The following is a 19,029-nucleotide window of genomic DNA, read 5'->3' as shown; positions in this document are numbered from 1 at the left end:
TCTGCCCCGTGGCTGCTTAGGCTGAGGCCATGAACAAAGCACTGATGCTCGTCGCCCTCGGCACCGTCGCCCTCACGTCCTGTAGCGTGATCGGCACCCGCAGCGCCGCCGTGTCCGGGCAGTTGCGTGGCTTCAACCCCGACCAAGACTTGCGTCTGGCGGTGGTGGGATTCAACGGTGGCCAGTACGTCGCCGATGGTCGCCAGGCCCAGGTTCTGGACAAGTTTCTGACCGGGGGCTACGTGCTGACCCTGCCCCGTGACGTGGCCTCGGGCACCTACCGCGTCGTGGTGTTCCGCGACATGAACCACAACAACAGGTACGACGTGTCCGACACCGTGGTCAGCAAGCCCAACAGCAAACTGCTGGTCTACGCGCCCCGCGACAACTACCTGTTCAGCAGCATCAAGTACGGCTGGAACATCTACGACAACGCCACGGGCCGCGTCCAGACCGACGCGCTCAACAACTACGACATCGACGCCAACTGAACCGTCAGGCCAGAGGAAGTCAGCGCCTACCCGCTGGCTTCTTTTTTATTGCCGCTGGATACAAAAAAAGCCGCGCCCCCTTTGCAGAGAGCGCGGTTTCTGGTGACCCCAACGGGATTCGAACCCGTATCGCTACCTTGAAAGGGTAGTGTCCTAACCGTTAGACGATGGGGCCACACTTCAGATGATGAACGCGGTTGCGTTTTCTCTTCTGCCTTTCAAGGGGTGCCGTTAAGCACGCACAGAAAGATACAAGTGATTCGCAGATTCGTCAAGGGGGCTGGAGAAGGGGCTGAGGGAAAAGGGCAGAGGGTGGAGGGAAGACGGCATGTCTCTCCACCCTCTGCCCTACACCCTTCACATATGAATGGCGCGTTTGTCCACCGCCAGCGCCGCTTCCTTGACCACTTCGCTGAGGGTCGGGTGGGCGTGGATGGTGCGGGCGAGGTCCTCGGCGCTGCCGCCGAATTCCATGATGGCGACGACTTCACCGATCAGTTCGGAGACGCCCGCGCCGATCATGTGGACCCCGAGCAGCTTGTCGGTCTGGGCGTCGGCCACGACCTTGACGAAGCCGCGTGGGTCGCCGTGGCCCAGGGCGCGTCCGTTGGCACTGAAGGGGAACTGGCCCGTTTTGACCGTCAATCCCTTTTCCTTGGCGGCTTTTTCGGTCAGGCCCGCCCAGGCGATTTCGGGGCTGGTGTAGATGATCCAGGGAATCACGTCGTAGTTGACATGCCCGGCCTGACCCGCCAGCATCTCGGCCAGCGCCACGCCTTCTTCCTCGGCCTTGTGCGCCAGCATCGCGCCGCCGATCACGTCACCGATGGCGTAGACGCCGGGCAGGTTGGTGCGGTAGTGCTGGTCCACCTTCACAAAGCCGCGCTCGTCCAGCGCCAACCCCACGCCCTCGGCGTTCAGGCCCTGGGTGTTGGGCACGCGCCCGATGGAGACGATCAGCTTGTCGAACTGTGCGGTGACCTGCTCGCCCTTTTCCTCGTAGCTGACGGTCACACCCGCGTCGTCTTGCTTGATGTCACCAATCTTGACGCCGAAGTGGAAGTCCAGGCCCTGCTTCTGGAACTGCTTGAGGGCTTCTTTCGCCACCGCGTCGTCGGCGGCCATCAGGAATCCGGGCATGGCTTCCAGCACCGTGACCTGAGCGCCCAGGCGACGCCACACGCTGCCCAGTTCCAGCCCGATGACGCCCGCGCCGATCACGCCGAGCTTGCCGGGCACTTTGTCGATCTGGAGTGCGCCGCTGTTCTCGACAATGTGACCGCCGAAGGGCACCCCCGGCAGGGCGCGGGGGCTGCTGCCCGTCGCCACGATCACGTGCTTGGCCTTGACCTCAGTACCAGCAGCGTCCACGACCCACTCCTGACCCTCCTGGCGCACCAGTTTGCCCAGGCCGAAGAAGGAAGTGATCTTGTTCTTCTTGAACAGGTAGGCGATGCCGCCCGTCAGCTTGTCCACCACACCGTCCTTGCGGGCCAGCATCTTGGACACGTCCACGCTGAGGTTGCCGACGCTGATGCCGTGTTCGGCAAAGTCGTGCTGGGCGACTTCCACTTTTTCGGAGGTGTCCAGCAGCGCCTTGCTGGGAATGCAGCCCACGTTGAGGCAGGTGCCGCCCAGCGAGGGCTTGCCGCCGCGCTCGAAAGCGTCCACGCAGGCGGTCTTGAAACCGAGTTGAGCCGCACGAATAGCCGCCACGTATCCTGCTGGGCCGCCACCAATCACCAGAACATCGAAAGTATCCATATCGCCCCTGAGGGTAGCACCAGGCCATGAGACTTGACGGTTCCCTGGGGCAGGAACGCTTGCGGAAAGACTTTTTGACTCTTCCTCTCGGAGAGGAAACCAGTGACTTCTGCCTCACCGGGGATCCGAATGAGAATGGGCCACTCCCTGTTAAGAAGTTCTATACTTTGACTCACGTTTCAAATCTGAGTGAGGGTGTCTCAGACAGCTCTCCCTGTTTTGCGAGGTTTCGTATGCCCAAAATTTTCCGCAGCCTGTATGTGCAGGTCATCATCGCCATTGTCCTCGGCATTCTGCTCGGGGCGCTGTTTCCCAAGTTCGGCGAGGGCCTCAAGCCGCTGGGCGACCTGTTCGTCAAGCTCATCAAGATGATCATCGCGCCGATCATCTTCGCCACGGTGGTCAGCGGCATTGCCCACATGCGCGACGCCAAGAAGGTCGGGCGCGTGGGCGGCAAGGCGCTGATCTACTTCGAGGTCGTCTCTACCCTGGCGCTGATCATCGGCATGGTGGTCATGAACGTCCTGAAGCCCGGCGTGGGCATGAACATCGACCCCGCCACGCTGGACACCAAGGGCCTGACCAAGTACACCGAGGCGGCAGGCGAAATGACGGTCTGGGACCACATTCTCAAGATTGTGCCCGACACTTTCGTGGGCGCCTTTACCAGCGGTGAACTGCTGCCCGTGCTGTTTATCGCTCTGCTGAGCGGCTTCGCGCTGATGCGCCTGGGCAAACTGGGCGACCAGATTCTGCACGGCATCGACGCCGTAAACCAGGTCATTTTCGTGATTCTGGGCTTCATCATGCGCGTGGCTCCCATCGGGGCGTTCGGCGCAATGGCCTTTACCATCGGCAAGTACGGCCTCAAGTCGCTGACCAGCCTGGGCTACCTGATGGGCAGCTTCTACCTGACCTGCCTCCTGTTCATTTTTGTGGTGCTGGGCCTGATTGCCCGCGCCGCAGGATTTAGCGTCGTCAAACTCATTCGCTACATCAGGGAAGAACTGCTGATCGTGCTGGGCACCAGCTCCAGCGAGTCGGCCCTGCCCCGCCTGATGATGAAGATGGAACACGCGGGGGCCGAAAAGAGCGTGGTGGGGCTGGTCGTGCCCACCGGTTACTCCTTCAACCTCGACGGCACCAGCATCTATCTGACGATGGCCGCGTTGTTTATCGCGCAGGCGACCAACACGCCGATGGGGATTGGCGAACAACTCACCCTGCTGGCGGTGCTGCTGCTGACCTCCAAGGGCGCAGCGGGCGTGACGGGCAGCGGCTTTATTACGCTGGCGGCGACGCTGGGCGCGGTCGGGCACGTGCCGGTGGCGGGCATGGCGCTGATTCTGGGCATTGACCGTTTCATGAGCGAAGCCCGCGCCCTGACCAACTTCATCGGGAACGCGGTGGCGACCCTGGTGGTGGCCCGCAGTGAAAACGCCGTAGACATGGACCGCCTGACCCGTGCCCTGAACGGCGAAGACCTGCCCACCATCGAACCCGACGTGGCGAGCGAGGAACGCGGCGAGGGGCGGCAACTGGAAAACGGAGAATTGCCCACAGGCGGCGCGCAAGTGCATCTCTGAACGCCGTAAACGAGAAACAGGCCAAAGCCCCTTCCAGATTTCGGAGGGGGCTTTCTTCTGTTTTTTTAGGCAGCCTGCACCAGTCCGGCCTGTCCCAACTGCGCCAGCCACAGCGCCAGATTGCGGCGCACTGGGGGCGGAAGTTTGTGGGCGGCAAACTGGGCAGCGCGGTAGCCGGGGCCATATTCCTGGGCCACCCACGCCTCGTACTCGGCAAAGGCGGGCAGCGACAGGTCGAAGCCGCGCTGCCGGGCAATCACTTCGCCGTTCAGCCAGAACAGCACGCAACGGCGGCAAAATTCCAGTTCGCCTTCGGGCAGGTGCAGGGTAAACCCCGAACTGTGCAGCCGCAGCGGGCCGAACTGGTAAAAGCTGCTGCCGATGGGCGCGGGCGACTTGGTAAAGCCTCGCCGGGTCAGCAGGCCGTGGCGGGCATCCAGCCCCAGCAGCCAGAACTGCACCGAGTAGGGCGATTTGGGGATGACGTGGAACCTTGCCATAATTATTGATAAGAGTATATCATTTTCAACTATGACGCTTCCTCCCCCTTCTGCTTCGGCTTCTGCGGCTATCCCGATTACCGTGCTGTGCGGCTTTCTGGGCGCGGGCAAGACCACGCTGCTCAACCACCTGCTGCGGCAGAACGAGGAGCGCAAAATCGCCGTGATTGTCAATGAATTTGGAGCCGTCAACGTGGACGCCTCGCTGGTGGTGAAGACCGACGAGGAAACCATCGAGCTTTCCAACGGCTGCATCTGCTGCACGCTGCGCGGCGACCTGCTGCAAGCGGTGGACAAGCTGCTGCGCGAGCGTGACCTCGACGCCATCCTGATCGAAAGCACCGGCATAGGCGAACCGCTGCCGATTGCCCAGAGCTTTTGCCTGACGCCCGAAGAACTGGAACTCGACCCAGAGATTCCCAATCTGGTCGGGCGCGTATACGTGGACGCGATGGTGACGGTGGTGGACAGCGCCCAGTTTTTCCCGCTGTGGAACCGTGAAGACAGCATTCCCGGCGACGACTTTGGGCGTGGGTTTGGCGAACTGCTCGCCGAGCAACTCGAATTTGCCGACATCGTGGTGCTGAACAAGGTGGAACTGGCCGACGCTGGCGACTTGCAGCGGCTGCGTGAACTGGTCAGCATCACCAACCCCCGCGCCCGCGTGCTGGAAACCGTGCGCGGCGAGGTGGACGCCGCCGAGGTGCTGGACGTGCGCCTGTTCGACGCCGAGGCCGCCATGCAGATGGACGCCTGGATGGAAGAACTGCAAAAAGAGCACACGCCCGAATCCGAGGAATACGGGCTGGGGACGTTCATCTACCGCCGCGACGTGCCGTTCAGCGCCGAGGGCCTCCACGCGCTGCTGGAAAGGGGGCTGCCCAGGTCTATCATTCGCAGCAAGGGATGGGTTAATATGGGGGATGGTGTCGCCACCCTGTGGAACCACACGGGGAGGCAACTGGCACTGGAACAGGCTGGGCAATGGCTTGACCCGGCGCAGGCGCACAGCGAACTGGTGTTCATCGGACAAAATCTGGACGGTCCGGCACTGGAAAAGCTGTTTGACGCGGCGCTCGCGCCAGGCAAATAAGAGGGCCTTGTCCCCCGTTCCAGTCTGAATCTCAAGCAAGGAGAACAAGAACATGAGCCGTGAATGCTACCTGACTGGAAAGAAGAACCTCGTCGTGAACTCTGTGGTGCGCCGTGGTAAGGCCCGCGCCGATGGCGGGGTAGGCCGCAAGACCACCGGCATTACCAAGCGCGTGCAGCGTGCCAACCTGCACAAGAAGACCATCCGTGAAAACGGTGAAGTCAAGACTGTGTGGCTGAGCGCCAACGCCATGCGTACCCTCGCCAAAGGCCCCTACAAGGGCATCGAACTCGTCTAAGCCTGTCCCAGGCCACCCGAGGGAGTGCCGCCGCGCCTCCCTTTTTTCATCCCATTAATTGATAAGGAGAAATCAATATGATAAAGCGTCTCTTTACGCTGGCCCTGCTGACGGGCACCGCTCAGGCGGCCCCCCTGCAAGTCAGCGCGACCACCACCATCGTGGCCGACTTCGTGCAACAGGTCGGCGGCAACCGGGTCAAGGTCAATGTGATTGTGCCTGCGGGCGCGGACACCCACACCTTTTCGCCGTCTACAGGCACGATTCGTTCGCTGGCGGGCAGCAAGTTGCTGTTTGCCAACGGCGCGGGCCTGGAACCCTGGCTGCCCAAGCTCAAGGCCGCCGCGCCCAAAGTGCCCGTCAAGGAACTGACGGCGGGCCTGAAACTGCACCCGGCGGGGCACGACCACGATGAAGAAGCGGGCCACGATGACCATGCTGACCATGACCACGGCGCCTACGACCCGCATGCCTGGTGGGACACGGGGCTGGCGGTGGGCTATGTCAAGAACGCCCAGGCCGCACTGAGCAGTGCCGACCCCGCAGGCAAGGCGACCTATGCTAAGAATGCCGCCGCGTACATCAAACAGATTCAGGCCGCCGACGCCTGGGCCAAAAAGCAGTTTGCCACTGTGCCCGCCGCCAAGCGCAACATCGTGACCAACCACGACGCGCTGGGCTACTTTGCCGAACACTACGGGCTGAAGGTCGTGGGGGCCGTGATTCCAGGGCTGAGCACCGAGCGCGAGCCGAGTACCCGCGAACTGGCCTCGCTGGTTCGGGCGGTCAAAGCCAGCGGCGCGAAGGTCATCTTTACCGAAAACACCGTCAACGCACGGCTGGCGCAGACCCTGGCCCGCGAGACAGGCGCGAAGATTGCCCCGCCCCTCTACACCGACGCCTTGGGGCCAAAAGGCAGCGCGGGCGACACCTACCTGAAGGCGCTGAAATACAACGTGGCGACGATGGTGAAGGCGCTGAAGTGAGGAAACGGGCAATCTAAAGGCTCAGCGCCGCACGCTCCACTCCTCGGGTGGGCTGCGGCGCTGAGCCTTTGCCATTGCCAGCGGCGCTACTCTGAGCCATGTCCTACGCCCAGACCCTCGGCATGACGGTGCTGGAAGCCTCGCCCAGCCTGACCCGCGTGGCCCTCACGGTGAGCGCATCGGGCCTGAACATGCACGGCACGGCGCACGGTGGCCTGGTCTTCAGCCTGGCGGACGAAGCTTTTGCCGTCATCAGCAATCTGGAGGCTCAGGCAGTGGCGGCAGAAACGCACCTGAGTTTTTTCAAGGCGGCGCGGGAAGGGGACGAACTGATCGCGGTGGCTACGCCAGAGCGGGTCGGGCGCACCCTCGCCACCTACCGCGTGGAGGTGCGGCGCGGGGACGAGGTGCTGGCACTCTTTCTGGGAACCGTGTCGCGGCGCGAGAAAGGCGCGGGCCAAAGCTGATAAACTTGTGTGTTTATCGGGGCCGCCAGTCCCGAAAGGGGTGAAGACATGACGGCAGCCGTACAAATGAACGAACAGATTTTTCCCGCACCTATCAAGACCGTGGAGGCAGGCAGTCCCGCCGAGCGGGCAGGCGTGCGCCCAGGCGACGTGCTGCTGCGCGTGAACGGTGAAGCCGTGACCGACGTGCTGGACTACCGCCACAAATTGGAAAAGGGCGTGATGACGCTGGAAATCGCCCGCCCCCGCGAAGCCTTGCAAGTGATGACGGGCGTGCCCACCACCGCCCAAGACCACCACCGCCTGATGCTGAAAGCGCCGCCCAGCCTGGACGACACCTTCACCTTTACGGTGGAATGGGAAGACCCAGGGCTGGACTTTGAAGAAGTGCTGTTTGACGGCATTAAAAAGTGCGCCAACAAGTGTGATTTCTGCTATGTCCACCAAATGCCGCGTGGCTTTCGCAAGAGCCTGTACATCATGGACGACGATTACCGTCTCTCTTTCCTGTACGGCTCATTCGTGACCTTGACCAACCTCACCGAAAGCGACATCAACCGCATTTTGGACGAAAACCTGTCGCCGCTGTATGTGTCGGTGCATACCGCCAATCAGGATTTGCGTCAGGACATGATGAAATGGTGGAAACTGAAGGTCAAAGACCCGCAGGCCGTGCAGATTCGTTCCATGATTGAGCGGCTGGAAAGTATTGACCTCTACACCCAGATTGTGCTGGTGCCCGAGCGCAATGACCGCGAGAATTTGGATGAAACGGTGGAATACCTCAGCAGTCGCCCCAATGTGTTGTCGGCGGCGGTGGTGCCTATTGGCCTGACGGGGCACCGCAAGAACTTGCCCGATGTTCGCACCTTTACCAAAGAAGAAGCGCAGGACACGTTGCGGCGACTGAATGTGTGGCGCAAGAAGTTCTTGCAAGAACGCGGCACCCGCTTCGTGTTTCCGTCCGATGAGATTTATCTGCTGGCGGGCGAACCATTGCCCAGCGAGGAAGAATACGAAGGCTTCCCGATGCTGGAAAACGGCGTGGGCATGATTCGGGACTTTCTAACTGAAGGCTTGCCGCCGCTGCCTGACGCCTTGCCCAGCCCCCGCAAAGTCATTCTGGGGACGGGCCTGCTGTTTGCCGATTCGCTGAACCGCGCCGTGGAGCCGCTGCGCCAGATTGAGGGACTGGATTTGGAAGTGCGGGCGGTCGAAAACAAAACCTTCGGCAAAATCACGACGGTAGCAGGGCTGCTGACGGGCCGCTGCTTTCGCCACAGCGTTCAGCCTGCCGAGGCCGACCTGCTGATTGTGCCGCCCACCACGCTGCGCTACGGCACCGAGCTGATGCTGGACGACGTGAGCCTGGGCGAATTGCGCCAGGAATTCAAGATGGACGTGCGGGCGGGCGGCGCGACGCTGGGCGAACTGGCCCGCGTGATTCTGGACGGCGCGCACAGCAGCGGGCACCAGTGGGGCATGTCGGCGCACGCGGTCAAAGATTCGGGGCGGGCTTCAGGCGGTGCGGCCCCTGGCGAGAGCTTGGAAGAAGACGTGGCCGAGTCAGGCATGCACGGTGAGGGTGTGAAGGGACGCGGGCAAGCGTGAAGAGCTATGGGCTGTGAGCCGTGAGCTATGGGATAAAAACTCATGGCTCATGGCCCATCGCTCATGGCCTCAAAGCAGGCCGCGCCTCTCTTTCCTAAACCCACTGAAGGCCACATAGCCACTCGGCGTGCTCCATAGCCCATCCGCCTCTATCTTCAATTCGCCGTTCTCTACCTTTCGGGCACAGACAGCCCAAAATTCAGCCAGGCTGCGGGCCAGTTGGATGTGGTCGTCCTCGTCCGGCCCCATGTTGATGAGTTGCCCAACGCTGCCAGCTTCGGCGGGGGCGAGGTCGTAGGCGATGTGGTTGCCGCCACCGTCGGTACAGAGCGGAATCCAGCCGCGCACCCAATAGCGCGATTGCACGGTTCCGGGCGGGCAGGACGAATACAGGTCTTCGTCTTCACTCTCTTCAAACATGCCGTTATCGCCATAAACCACGTTTTCCCAGTTCGCGTAGGCGTCTTCCAATTGCGCCAGCGTGTGAAGCGGCAGCCCCAGCAGCAGGCCGCCCTCCGAGCCGTTGGCCTGCAAGTACAACTCGCGCAGGTCGGCGGGAAAGCTCACGCCCAGCTTTTGCTCGGTGGCGGCGATTTCGGCGGGCGTGGCGGGCGGGTTCAGACGCGGAGGGATGCCCTGCCCTGCCAGCCAAGCGACCCACTCGGTCAGGGTCATGGCGGCGGTCATGCTTTACTTTGACACACGCTAGCCTCTGCTCATGTTCACCTTTGCCGAAGCTGCCCGCCGCCCCGTTGCCGAAGTGGGCGCAGAAACCCACCGCCTCGCTGCCGAGGGCGCGCACGGGATGCTGATTCCGGCTGCTTTCGAGGAACAGTATTACCTCGGCGTCAATCTGCCCGAACAGCTTGCCCGCCTGTTTGCGCCCATCAACCCCCACCGAATAGACGAAGACCTGCTGGAAAAACTCTGTCCCCAGGCGCAGGAATTGGTTCGTACCAGTTCGCTGTCGGACGACGCGGTACAGGTCTTTTACCGCGCCCTGAAAAACGCGGGCCTCAGCAGCGGCGCGGTGGAAGTGCGGCGGCCTGACGAAAATTTGCGCGAGGTGGCGGCGCGGGTGTTGCCCCCTGGCATGGCGGTGCTGCACGCCCTCAAGCGGCTCTGGGCGCAGGACTGGGCCTTTGAAGCGGTGCTGGCCCGACTGGACGACACGGGCGGTATCGGGGTCAATGCGCGGCCTACGCTGGTGCAGGCTGTGGAGGGTTGAGGGCAAGGGAGAGGCCGTTTTCCCTCAACCCTTCACCCTCCCCGTACTCTCCCGCAGCACCAGGCGCGTGGGCAGGGGCGGCGCGGCAGCGGGCGACTCACCGGAGAGAAGGGACAGCAGCCGTTCCCCAGCCTGCTGCCCCTTCTCGGCAGTGGGCTGCTGCACGGTGGTCAGGCCTAGCGCGGCGCTGAGGGGAATGTCGTCATAGCCGACCACGCTCAGGGCGGCGGGAATTTGCCGTCCCAGGGCCGCCGCCGCCTGGTATGCCCCCTGCGCCAGCACGTCGCTCATGCACAGCAAGGCCGTGATATGCGGGTGGGATTGGAGCAGGGCCAGGGCCGCCTCTTCGCCCGCGGCGGGGAGGTTGCTGGCCGTTTCGTAGGGGTAAAGGGTGACGCCCGCCACCTGACGGTAGCCCCGAAGCCGCTGGGCCGTGGTGGGATAGGTCGCCCCCGCCTCGCGCTGGGCCGACACCGGGCCGCTGCGCCGCTCGGGGCCGACTTCGAGGCAGATGACGCCGATGTGCTGGTGCCCCAACTCGCGCAAGTGTTCGGCGGCCTGTTTTGCGCCGCCCGCGTCCTCGATGCCGACCTGCACCGCACCCGCCTGCGCCTCCTGGTCGACCAGCACCGTGGGCAACCGCCGCTCCAGCACGGCGGCAAGCAGCGGGCTGCCCTGCGCCGCGCAGTAGACCACCAGGCCGTCCACACTGGCCTCCCGCACCGGGCCAGGGTCGGCGGGGGCGGAGAGCAGCAGCAGATTCAGGTCGGCGGCCTGCAAGGTGCGCGACAGGCTCCCCAGAAACACAATCGCGGCGGGGTCAGCGAAGGCGTATTCCAGCGGCGCGTCGTAGACCAGCCCGATGACGCCCGTTTTGCCCCGGCGCAGGCTGCGGGCCAGCGGGTTCGGCCCCTGGTAGCCGAGGTCTTTCGCTGCGGCCAGCACGCGCTCACGCAGGTCGTCCGAGAGTTGGTCGGGGCGGTTGTAGGCGTTGCTGACCGTCGCCACCGACACCCCCACCATGCGGGCCACGTCGCGCAGGGTGGCGCGGCCGGCAGGCCGTAGGGCAGAGGGGGAAGCCGAAGACATGTCAAAATGCTAACGCACGCCGCCGTCTAAATCGTTTCAGATGGCCTGCCGCCACTCAAGGAGCCACCCCATGACCCAAGCCGTCTCTTCCCCCCTCCACCCCGCCGCTGAGCAGGCCCGCGTCGCCGTCAATGTCGTCTTTTTGCTCAACGGGATGCTGTTTGCGACCTGGGCGGTCAACATTCCGGGCGTCCGCACGGCGCTGGGCCTGACCGACGCGCAGGTGGGCGGGGCGCTGCTGGCGGTGGGCCTGGGCAGTCTGGTGTCCATGCCGCTGACCGGGAGCTGGATTGCCCGCACGGGCAGCCACCGGGTCACGGCGCGGCTGGCCCCGCTGGTGATGCTGGCACTGGCGCTGCCGTTTCTGGCGCCGAATTTGAGCGCCCTGGTGTCGATGCTGGCCCTGCTGGGTTTTCTGAACGGGGCGCTGGACGTGTCCATGAACGCGCAGGGCGTGACGGTGGAAAAGGCGCTGGGACGACCCATCATGAGCCGCCTGCATGCCTATTTCAGTCTGGGCGGGGTGCTGGGGGCGCTGCTGGGCACGCTGCTGGTCGGGCGAGTGCCGATGCTGGCGCACGCGGGCGGGGTGGCGCTGCTCTCGGCGCTGGCGGCACTGTGGGCGGGGCGGCGGTTGCTGCCCGACCCAGCCCATTTCGATGACAGCGCGGCAGCGGCGGCACGAACTGGCCCGGCCCTCTCCCCCGCCGTGCTGCTGCTGGGGGCGCTGTGCTTTCTGGGGATGCTCTCCGAGGGTGCCCATTACGACTGGGCGGCGCTGTATTTCCACGACGTGCTGAAGCTACCGGGTGGACAGGCGGGCATCGGCTACGCGGCCTTTGTCGCCACCATGACGCTGGGCCGCTGGTTCGGCGACCAGACCCGCGCCCGTTTCGGTGACGAGGCATTGGTGCGCGGCGGGGCGCTGCTCTCGGCGCTGGGGCTGGGGCTGGCGCTGCTGCTGCCCTCGCCCGCCCTCGCCACCCTGGGCTTTGCGCTGTCGGGCCTGGGCCTGAGCAACGTGGTTCCGGTCATGTACGGCGCAGCGGGTCACGCTCTGCATGGTCGTGGCATCGCCCAGGTCGCCACCATCGGCTACGGCGGCTTTTTGCTGGGGCCGCCCCTCATCGGGTTTCTGGCGTACCGCTTCGGGCTGGCCCCGTCGCTGGGGCTGGCGGTGCTGGGCGCGGCGCTGGTGGCGGGGTTGGGGGGAGTGGCGTTCAGGATGATTCGGACTTCAGGCCAGCCGGAGCAGGCGTCAGAACAGGCGCAGCAGAGCCGCTAGCCCGCCCGCATAGCCGTCTTCCAACTTGCGCCATTCCGGCGGGAACGGCTGGGTGCGCGTCACGTCGTTGGGCACGACGACCAGCCGCATTCCGGCAGCGACGGCAGCGGTCGCGCCATTGAAAGAGTCTTCCACCGCCAGACACTCCTCCGGGCGCAGGCCCAACCGCTCGGCGGCGAGCAGATAAAGCTCCGGGTCGGGCTTGACGCGGCGCACATCGTCACGGGTCGCCATCACTTCAAAGAGGGGCGCGAGGTCGTGCTGCTCCATCCAGCGTGTCACCCAGGCGCGGTCACTGCTGGTCGCCAGGGCGAGGCGCAATCCCGCTTCCCGCACCCCCTCCAGCACCGCCCGCACGCCGGGGCGCAAGTCCTGCCCGGCGATGTCCGCCACGATGGTGTCGTGTAGCCGTGAGCGCACGTTTTCCCGGTCAGCCTGCACCTGTTCGGGCAGCCCGGCCCAGGGGTCGAAGGCGTCCCAGGTGCCGACGCCGCGCTGCCAGTCGGTCAGGGACAGTTCGCGCCCGTGCGAGCGGTAAAGCTCCTGCCAGTGGTGAAACTCGCGGGTTTCGGTGTCCAGAATGGTGCCGTCGAAGTCGAAGACGATGGCCCGCAGGCCCGCAGGAAGAGAAACGGCAGTCATGTCCGCAGTCTAGGAGCGCGGCGTCAGCGCCGGAACCGGCCCAGGCTAAGGCGACCTGAAGTCATCCTTTCGGCTGACGCCTGCACCGGGGGGAGGGCGCGTAGGCTGTGACCTGATATGACCGAGTGGATTCAAAACCTGATGGACAGCATGGGCTACCTGGGCATCCTGCTGCTGATGATTCTGGAAAACGTCTTTCCGCCCATTCCCAGCGAACTCATCATGCCCTCGGCGGGCTTCGCGGCGGCGCGGGGCGACATGACGCTCGGCATGGTGATTCTGATGGGCACGCTCGGCAGTGTCATCGGCACGCTGCCGCTGTACTACATAGGCCGCGCCTTCGGTGAAGACAAACTGGTGGCCTGGGCCGACAAGCACGGCAAATGGCTGACCCTGAGCGGTAAGGACATCAAAAAGGCCGACGATTGGTTTGACCGTCACGGCACCAAAGCGGTGCTGTTTGGGCGCATGGTGCCGGGCATCCGCAGTCTGCTGAGCCTGCCTGCGGGCATGAGCGAAATGCCGCTGCCCAAGTTCCTCATCTACTCGGCCATCGGTTCGGCGCTGTGGAGCGCGGCGCTCGCCTACGCCGGGTACGCCCTGGGCGAAAACTATGACCGGGTTGAGCAGTACGTGGGGCCTGCCTCCAAAATCATCCTGGGCGTGGTCGTCGTGGGGGCCATCGTCTGGTTCATTCGGCGCAAGCGCGAGCAGGGGCAAGGCGGCTGATTGACCCGCACCGCAGCGCGTATTCTGACGCCATGACCGACACGCCCAAGCCCCCTGCACCTGCTGAAACGGACGCCCCGTTGGTGGCTCCCAACTTCATTACCGAAATCATTGAAAAAGACCTGGCGAGCGGCAAGTACACCAAAATCGTGACCCGCTTTCCACCCGACCCCAGTGGCTATGCGCACCTGGGGCATGTCTTTGCCAGCCTGCTGGACTTCAACACGGCGCAGCAGTACGGCGGGCAGTTCAACCTGCGGATGGACGACACCAACCCCGAACTGGCCCAGCAGGAATTCGTGGACAGCATGGCCGACGACCTGAAGTGGCTGGGCCTGGACTGGGGCGAGCATTTCTACTACGCCAGCGACTATTTTGACCGTTACTACGAGTACGCCGAGCAACTGATCCGGCAGGGCGACGCCTACGTGGACAGCGTGAGCGCCGAGGAAATGTCGCGTCTGCGTGGCAACGCCACCACCCCCGGCACGCCCAGCCCCTACCGTGAGCGCAGCGTGGAAGAAAACCTGGACCTGCTGCGCCGCATGAAGGCGGGCGAGTTTGGCGACGGCGAACACGTCCTGCGGGCCAAAATCGACCTCTCCGCGCCGAACATCAAGCTGCGCGACCCGGTGCTGTACCGCATCGTCAACAAGCCACACTTTCGCACGGGCGACAAGTGGTGCATCTACCCCGCCTACGACTTTGAACACCCGCTGCAAGACGCGATTGAAGGCGTCACCCATTCCATGTGCAGCCTGGAATTCATCGACAACCGCGCCATCTACGACTGGCTGATGGAGAAACTGGGCTTCGACCCCCGCCCCCATCAGTACGAATTCGGGCGGCGCGGGCTGGAATACACGATTACCAGCAAGCGCAAGCTGCGCCAGCTCGTGCAGGAAGGCAAAGTCAGCGGCTGGGACGACCCGCGTATGCCCACGCTCCGCGCCCAGCGCCGTCTGGGGGTGACGCCCGAAGCGATGCGGGCCTTCGCCTCCCAAATCGGCGTGAACCGCACCAACCGCACGGTTGACCTCGCCGTGTACGAAAACGCCGTGCGCGACGACCTCAACCACCGCGCCCCCCGCGTGATGGCGGTGCTGGAGCCTCTGCGCGTGACACTCACCAACCTGGACGCGCCGCAAACGCTGAGCCTGCCCTACTGGCCCTATGACGTGGTGCGCGACTCGCCCGACGGTTTGGTCGGAATGCCCAGCGGTGAACGGGTCAACCCCGAACAGGCCGTGCGCGACGTGCTGCTCACCCGCGAAATCTACATTGAGCGCAGCGACTTCGAGGCCGAGCCCCCCAAAGGTTTCAAGCGCCTGACCCCCGGCGGCACGGTGCGCCTGCGCGGGGCGGGCATCATCCGCGCCGACGAGTTCGCCACTGATGCGGACGGCAAAGTCACCCACATCAACGCCACGCTGCTGGACGAGGAAGCGAGCGCCAAAGGCGTGATTCACTGGGTCAGCGCCGAACATGGCCTGCCCGCCGAGTTTCGCCTCTATGACCGCCTGTTCCGCGTGCCGCACCCCGAAGGCGACAACGAAGAACTGGACGACGACAGCGCGGGGCCGTCCGAACACGATGCTGAACACGAAGAAGCCCCCGTCAGCGAAGGCTTTATGCGCTACCTGACGCCGAACAGCTTGCAGATTCGCAAAGGCTTCGTGGAACCGAGCGTGGCAGGCGACCCCGCAGACACCCGCTACCAGTTCGAGCGGCAGGGCTATTTCTGGCGTGACCCGGTGGACAGCCGCGAGGACGCGCTGGTCTTCGGGCGAATTATCACGCTGAAAGACGCCTGGGCAAAGGAAACGCAGAAGGCAGAAGACGGAAGGCAGAAGGCGGAAAGCAGACCCTCTACCAAGGGGAGAGGGCCTAGCGAAGCTAGGGGTGAGGGGTCTTCTGACGCGCCCGCCAAAGCTCAGCCGCTGACCCCCGAACAGGACGCCGAATTCAGCCGCCTGACCGCGCTGGGGGCCGCCGAAGGGGACGCCCGCACCGTCGCCAAAGACCCCGCGCTGCTGGCGTTCCTGGCGGGGGCCGTGCAGGACACCACCTTCGGGCAGGTCGCCTCGTGGACGGTCAATGAACTGGTGGCGGGCCTGCGTTCCGGCACGGTCAAGGTGAAGGCCGCCGACCTCGCCCCCCTCGCCGCGCAGTACGCGGAAGGCCGACTGCCTGCCCGCGTCGCCCGTGACGCGCTCGCCCGTGCCGCCGCCACCGGGGACGCGCCGCTGGACATCATCGAGCGTGAGGGCCTGAATGCGGGCCTGAGTGCCGAGGCCCTCCAGCAAGCCGTGGCCGAAGTCCTGAGCGCCAACGCCGACAAGGTGGACGCCTACCGGAGCGGCAAGACCGCGCTGCTGGGCTTTTTCACCGGGCAGGTCATGCGGGCCACTGGCGGCAAGGCCGACCCGCAGCAGCTCGCCGAAGCCCTGAAGGCCGCGCTGGCCTGAGGCATACAGCCCGCCTGCATAAAGCTGCACTCCCTGTCACTTCATCCACCATGCCCCGCTTCTGTCCCGGCATGGTGGATGACCTTGACATGACCCTTCTCTCAGCCCCCCGTCAGACAGGTGCGCTAGCCTGCCTGCATGAAGTTGAAGTCTGTGCATACCGTGGTTCTCGCCGCTCTCGCCCTCGGGGCCTCGGCATCGGCGCGTGACCTGGCAAGCATCAAGAAGGCGGGCACCCTGATCGTCGCCACCGAGCCGACCTACCCCCCCTTCACCTACACCCAGGGCAAGAACATCGTGGGCTTCGAGGCCGAACTGGCCGAACTGCTCGCCAAGCAACTGGGGGTCAAGGTGCAGTGGAAGACCTCGTCCTTCGACACCCTGCTGATCGGGCTGGGACAGGGCCGCTACGACATGGTCATCGCCTCGCACGGCATCACGCCCGAGCGCCAGAAGGCGGTGGACTTCGCCAACCCCCACTACTGCTCGGGCGGCGTGGTACTCAGCAAGACGGGCGGCCCCAAGACGGTGGCTGACCTGAAGGGCAAGAAAGTCGCCGTGCAGCTCGGCACCACCTACGCCACCCGCGCCCGCAGCCTGCCGGGACTGGGCCGGGTGCAGACCTACCCCAACAACACCGACGCCCTTCAGGCCCTGATGGCCGGGCGCACCGAGGCGTTCATCACCGACCGCTTCGTGGCCCTCGAAGCCCGCAAGAAGACCGGCGGCAAGGTTCAGGTCGGGCAGCTCATCTTCCAGGAAAAAATCGGCATCGCCCTCCAGAAAGGCAACAAGACCCTGGTCACGGGCATCAACGAGGCCCTGAAAAAGGTCCAGAGCGACGGCAGCTACAAGAAACTTTCCGAGAAATATTTCGGCGAAGACATTCGCTGCAAGTAATGATCTAAGAGTCAAAGGAAATTCCCCCGGCCTGCATAGCACCGGGGGAGTTTCCTTTGGTAGCGGCTTAGCGGCGCTTGTCCTTGCCCAGCCCGAACAGGCCCAGAATCAGCACCGTCGGCACGGCGAGAATGGCGGCGAAGGCATTCCAGACAGCGGCGAGAACGTTGGGAAGCAGCTTGCCCGAACGGGTCGGCGCACTGCCGGGGCGGGGCATGGTGGTCAGCGGCACCGGACGTGCGCCCCCGGTGCGAACCACGCGGCCCCGGTGGTCGCGGATGGGCTGGCCCTTGCGCAGCGCTTCGGCCTGGGCTTCGAGTTCCTGCTGACCCGGCTTGGTGTCCACTTGAGCGCCCTGTTCGGCCAGCGCAGCCTTCTTGGCGGTGTTGCCTGCGCCGCCCGCCGACGAACCGAATTTCTGCGAGTAGACCCAGGTGGCCTCGGCCCCGAAGAAGAAAATCATGGAGCTGTAGTAGATCCACGCCAGCAGCGCGACCAAGGCGCCAGCGGCTCCGAAGGCACTTCCAGGCGCGGCCCGGCCAAAGTAAATGCCGATCAGAATCTGACCGATGGAAAACAGCACGGCGGTAATCGCCCCGCCGACCAGCACTTCACGCCATTCCAGTTTGACGGAGGGCAGGAATTTGAAAATGGCGGCGAACACGGGGGTCAGCAGCAGCGCCGACAGCACGAAGGTGCCCACCCGCACCAGCACGGCCCCGATGCCCAGCGATTCGCCCAGCGTCTGGGCCAGGGCCGAGAGCCAGGTGTTGAGCGCCAGAAACAGCATCAGCACCAGCCCGATGCCCAGAATCAGGACAAAGGCGATCAGGCGGGTCTTGACGATGTTGGCAATGCCCTGGGGTGGGCCGGGGTCAGCGCCCCACATGGAGTTGAGGGCGTCTTGAAGCTGCACGAACAGACCCGTCGCCCCCATGAAGGTCACGATAAAGGCCACCACCGTCGCCACGATGGAGCCTTTGCGGATGCTGTCGGGATTGCTGACCAGACCCCGGAGGAATTCGGCGGCGTCTTTGCCCACGCTCTGCGCCACACTTCCTTCGGGGCCGAACAGCTTGTCGGCCACCGCCGGGTCACTCAGGAAAAACCCGGCGACCGCCACGGCAAACAGCAGCAGCGGCGCGAGGCTGGAAATGGCGTAGTACGAGATGGCGGCGGCGAGCCGGGGGGCCTTGTCCTGTCCGAACGCCTTGGCAGAATCACCAATCAGGCCGAACAGGTCGCCCGCCGTCATCTTTTTGGGGGCCGCGCCGCGCAGCGAACCTGGGGATGGAGTCACGGTCATAGAACGCAGTCTAAACTGCCTTGCTACGCTGTCCCCATGCGCCGCATTCCCGAAGGCTTTACCCAAACCCTGACCGTGACGGTCACCGATGACATGACGGTGGATTTTGGCGAACTGGGCAAGGTTCACCCGGTCTACGCGACCTACTGGATGGCGAAGCATTTCGAGGAAGCCGGGCGCAAAATCATCTTGCCCCACCTCGAAGAAGGCGACGGCGGCATCGGTTCGCAGGTGGAGGTCTTTCACACCGCTTCGGCGCTGCCGGGGATGGGGGTGACGGTCACGGCGACCTTTGAAAAGCAGGAAGGGCGGCGCATTCACGCCCGCATGGTGGCCGTCAACGAACTCGGAGACGAAATCGGGCACGGCACCACCACGCAAGTCGTGCTGCCCCAGGGCAAGATAGACGCGGGTTTTGAAGACCTGCGCCGCCGCTGGGCCGAGCATCAGGCGAGTGGGCAGGTGCAATGATGCAGATTCGCGCCGTGTTTTTTGCCCGCCTGCGCCGGGAACTGGGCCTGGAAGAACTTGTGCTGGACGTGCCCGAGGGCGCAGACGTGCGGGCCGTCGCCGCTCAACTGGAACA

19 protein-coding genes and 1 tRNA gene are annotated in these 19,029 nt (G+C 64.3%); 13 read left to right on the top strand and 7 right to left on the bottom strand.

The features are described from left to right. Positions 1 to 29 precede the first annotated feature (29 nt). Positions 30 to 491 carry a hypothetical protein gene (locus tag Q4C89_RS03295; protein ID WP_303101180.1) on the top strand — a complete coding sequence of 154 codons (462 nt, stop codon included), beginning with the start codon at positions 30 to 32 and terminating at the stop codon, positions 489 to 491. 100 nt (positions 492 to 591) lie between these two features. Here Q4C89_RS03295 and Q4C89_RS03290 read toward each other — a convergent pair. Both Q4C89_RS03290 and lpdA read right to left on the bottom strand, forming a co-directional pair. Beyond that, positions 592 to 666 (bottom strand) — tRNA-Glu (locus Q4C89_RS03290). Between the two features lie 182 nt (positions 667 to 848). Beyond that, complete coding sequence (gene lpdA / locus Q4C89_RS03285; RefSeq protein ID WP_303101179.1) at positions 849 to 2,255, bottom strand: dihydrolipoyl dehydrogenase; 1,407 nt, start codon at positions 2,253 to 2,255, stop codon at positions 849 to 851. Positions 2,256 to 2,488: 233 nt separating this feature from the next. Between lpdA and Q4C89_RS03280 the strand changes: the two genes are divergently transcribed. Beyond that, on the top strand, positions 2,489 to 3,841 hold the full coding sequence (locus Q4C89_RS03280) for a dicarboxylate/amino acid:cation symporter (protein ID WP_303101178.1): 1,353 nt from the start codon (positions 2,489 to 2,491) through the stop codon (positions 3,839 to 3,841). A gap of 65 nt (positions 3,842 to 3,906) precedes the next feature. On the opposite strand, the gene Q4C89_RS03275 is transcribed toward Q4C89_RS03280, so the two are convergent. Further along, positions 3,907 to 4,341, bottom strand: coding sequence for a hypothetical protein (locus tag Q4C89_RS03275; protein ID WP_303101177.1), 435 nt, complete (start codon positions 4,339 to 4,341; stop codon positions 3,907 to 3,909). Between the two features lie 31 nt (positions 4,342 to 4,372). Between Q4C89_RS03275 and Q4C89_RS03270 the strand changes: the two genes are divergently transcribed. The 5 genes from Q4C89_RS03270 (at position 4,373) to Q4C89_RS03250 (ending at position 8,796) form a co-directional block, all read left to right on the top strand. Then, positions 4,373 to 5,434, top strand: coding sequence for a GTP-binding protein (locus Q4C89_RS03270; protein ID WP_303101176.1), 1,062 nt, complete (start codon positions 4,373 to 4,375; stop codon positions 5,432 to 5,434). A gap of 52 nt (positions 5,435 to 5,486) precedes the next feature. Continuing rightward, positions 5,487 to 5,732: a 50S ribosomal protein L28 gene (gene rpmB, locus Q4C89_RS03265; protein ID WP_303101175.1), complete on the top strand. Its 246-nt coding sequence runs from the start codon at positions 5,487 to 5,489 to the stop codon at positions 5,730 to 5,732. A 77-nt stretch (positions 5,733 to 5,809) separates the two neighbouring features. Continuing rightward, complete coding sequence (locus Q4C89_RS03260; protein WP_303101174.1) at positions 5,810 to 6,718, top strand: metal ABC transporter solute-binding protein, Zn/Mn family; 909 nt, start codon at positions 5,810 to 5,812, stop codon at positions 6,716 to 6,718. A gap of 98 nt (positions 6,719 to 6,816) precedes the next feature. Beyond that, positions 6,817 to 7,185, top strand: a complete 369-nt coding sequence (gene paaI / locus Q4C89_RS03255) for a hydroxyphenylacetyl-CoA thioesterase PaaI (RefSeq protein WP_303101173.1) — start codon at positions 6,817 to 6,819, stop codon at positions 7,183 to 7,185. Between the two features lie 48 nt (positions 7,186 to 7,233). Continuing rightward, entirely contained in the window at positions 7,234 to 8,796 is a 1,563-nt protein-coding gene (locus Q4C89_RS03250; RefSeq protein ID WP_303101172.1) for a DUF512 domain-containing protein, read from the top strand. A gap of 69 nt (positions 8,797 to 8,865) precedes the next feature. Here Q4C89_RS03250 and Q4C89_RS03245 read toward each other — a convergent pair whose 3' ends face one another. Further along, positions 8,866 to 9,483 carry an SMI1/KNR4 family protein gene (locus Q4C89_RS03245; protein WP_303101171.1) on the bottom strand — a complete coding sequence of 206 codons (618 nt, stop codon included), beginning with the start codon at positions 9,481 to 9,483 and terminating at the stop codon, positions 8,866 to 8,868. 31 nt (positions 9,484 to 9,514) lie between these two features. Between Q4C89_RS03245 and Q4C89_RS03240 the strand changes: the two genes are divergently transcribed. Beyond that, a complete protein-coding gene (locus Q4C89_RS03240; protein WP_303101170.1) occupies positions 9,515 to 10,024 on the top strand; it encodes a hypothetical protein in 510 nt (169 codons plus the stop codon). A gap of 24 nt (positions 10,025 to 10,048) precedes the next feature. Here the strand turns inward: Q4C89_RS03240 and Q4C89_RS03235 are convergent, their stop codons facing one another. Further along, positions 10,049 to 11,113, bottom strand: a complete 1,065-nt coding sequence (locus tag Q4C89_RS03235; protein ID WP_303101169.1) for a LacI family DNA-binding transcriptional regulator — start codon at positions 11,111 to 11,113, stop codon at positions 10,049 to 10,051. A 70-nt stretch (positions 11,114 to 11,183) separates the two neighbouring features. Here Q4C89_RS03235 and Q4C89_RS03230 point away from each other — a divergent pair, with 70 nt between their 5' ends. Beyond that, positions 11,184 to 12,398 (top strand): MFS transporter, encoded by a 1,215-nt coding sequence (locus tag Q4C89_RS03230; protein WP_303101168.1) that lies wholly within the window; start codon positions 11,184 to 11,186, stop codon positions 12,396 to 12,398. On the opposite strand, the gene Q4C89_RS03225 is transcribed toward Q4C89_RS03230, so the two are convergent. After that, entirely contained in the window at positions 12,372 to 13,040 is a 669-nt protein-coding gene (locus Q4C89_RS03225) for an HAD family hydrolase (protein WP_303101167.1), read from the bottom strand. The genes Q4C89_RS03230 and Q4C89_RS03225 overlap by 27 nt on opposite strands. A 117-nt stretch (positions 13,041 to 13,157) precedes the next feature. On the opposite strand from Q4C89_RS03225, the gene Q4C89_RS03220 reads away from it, so the two are divergent. The 3 genes from Q4C89_RS03220 (at position 13,158) to Q4C89_RS03210 (ending at position 17,137) form a co-directional block, all read left to right on the top strand. After that, complete coding sequence (locus Q4C89_RS03220) at positions 13,158 to 13,769, top strand: DedA family protein (RefSeq protein ID WP_303101166.1); 612 nt, start codon at positions 13,158 to 13,160, stop codon at positions 13,767 to 13,769. 32 nt (positions 13,770 to 13,801) lie between these two features. Continuing rightward, complete coding sequence (locus Q4C89_RS03215; protein ID WP_303101165.1) at positions 13,802 to 16,237, top strand: glutamine--tRNA ligase/YqeY domain fusion protein; 2,436 nt, start codon at positions 13,802 to 13,804, stop codon at positions 16,235 to 16,237. Between the two features lie 138 nt (positions 16,238 to 16,375). Beyond that, positions 16,376 to 17,137 carry an ABC transporter substrate-binding protein gene (locus tag Q4C89_RS03210; protein ID WP_303101164.1) on the top strand — a complete coding sequence of 254 codons (762 nt, stop codon included), beginning with the start codon at positions 16,376 to 16,378 and terminating at the stop codon, positions 17,135 to 17,137. A 67-nt stretch (positions 17,138 to 17,204) separates the two neighbouring features. Here the strand turns inward: Q4C89_RS03210 and Q4C89_RS03205 are convergent, their stop codons facing one another. Continuing rightward, positions 17,205 to 18,443, bottom strand: a complete 1,239-nt coding sequence (locus Q4C89_RS03205; RefSeq protein WP_303101163.1) for a YihY/virulence factor BrkB family protein — start codon at positions 18,441 to 18,443, stop codon at positions 17,205 to 17,207. Positions 18,444 to 18,479: 36 nt separating this feature from the next. On the opposite strand from Q4C89_RS03205, the gene Q4C89_RS03200 reads away from it, so the two are divergent. Next, entirely contained in the window at positions 18,480 to 18,914 is a 435-nt protein-coding gene (locus Q4C89_RS03200) for a thioesterase family protein (protein WP_303101162.1), read from the top strand. Positions 18,915 to 19,029 lie beyond the last annotated feature (115 nt).

Origin of the sequence: Deinococcus sp., from assembly GCF_030523985.1 — a bacterium.
GTDB lineage: Bacteria > Deinococcota > Deinococci > Deinococcales > Deinococcaceae > Deinococcus.
The sequence above is the reverse complement of the archived record's forward strand: the minus strand, read 5'-3'. Positions and strand labels throughout refer to the sequence as shown.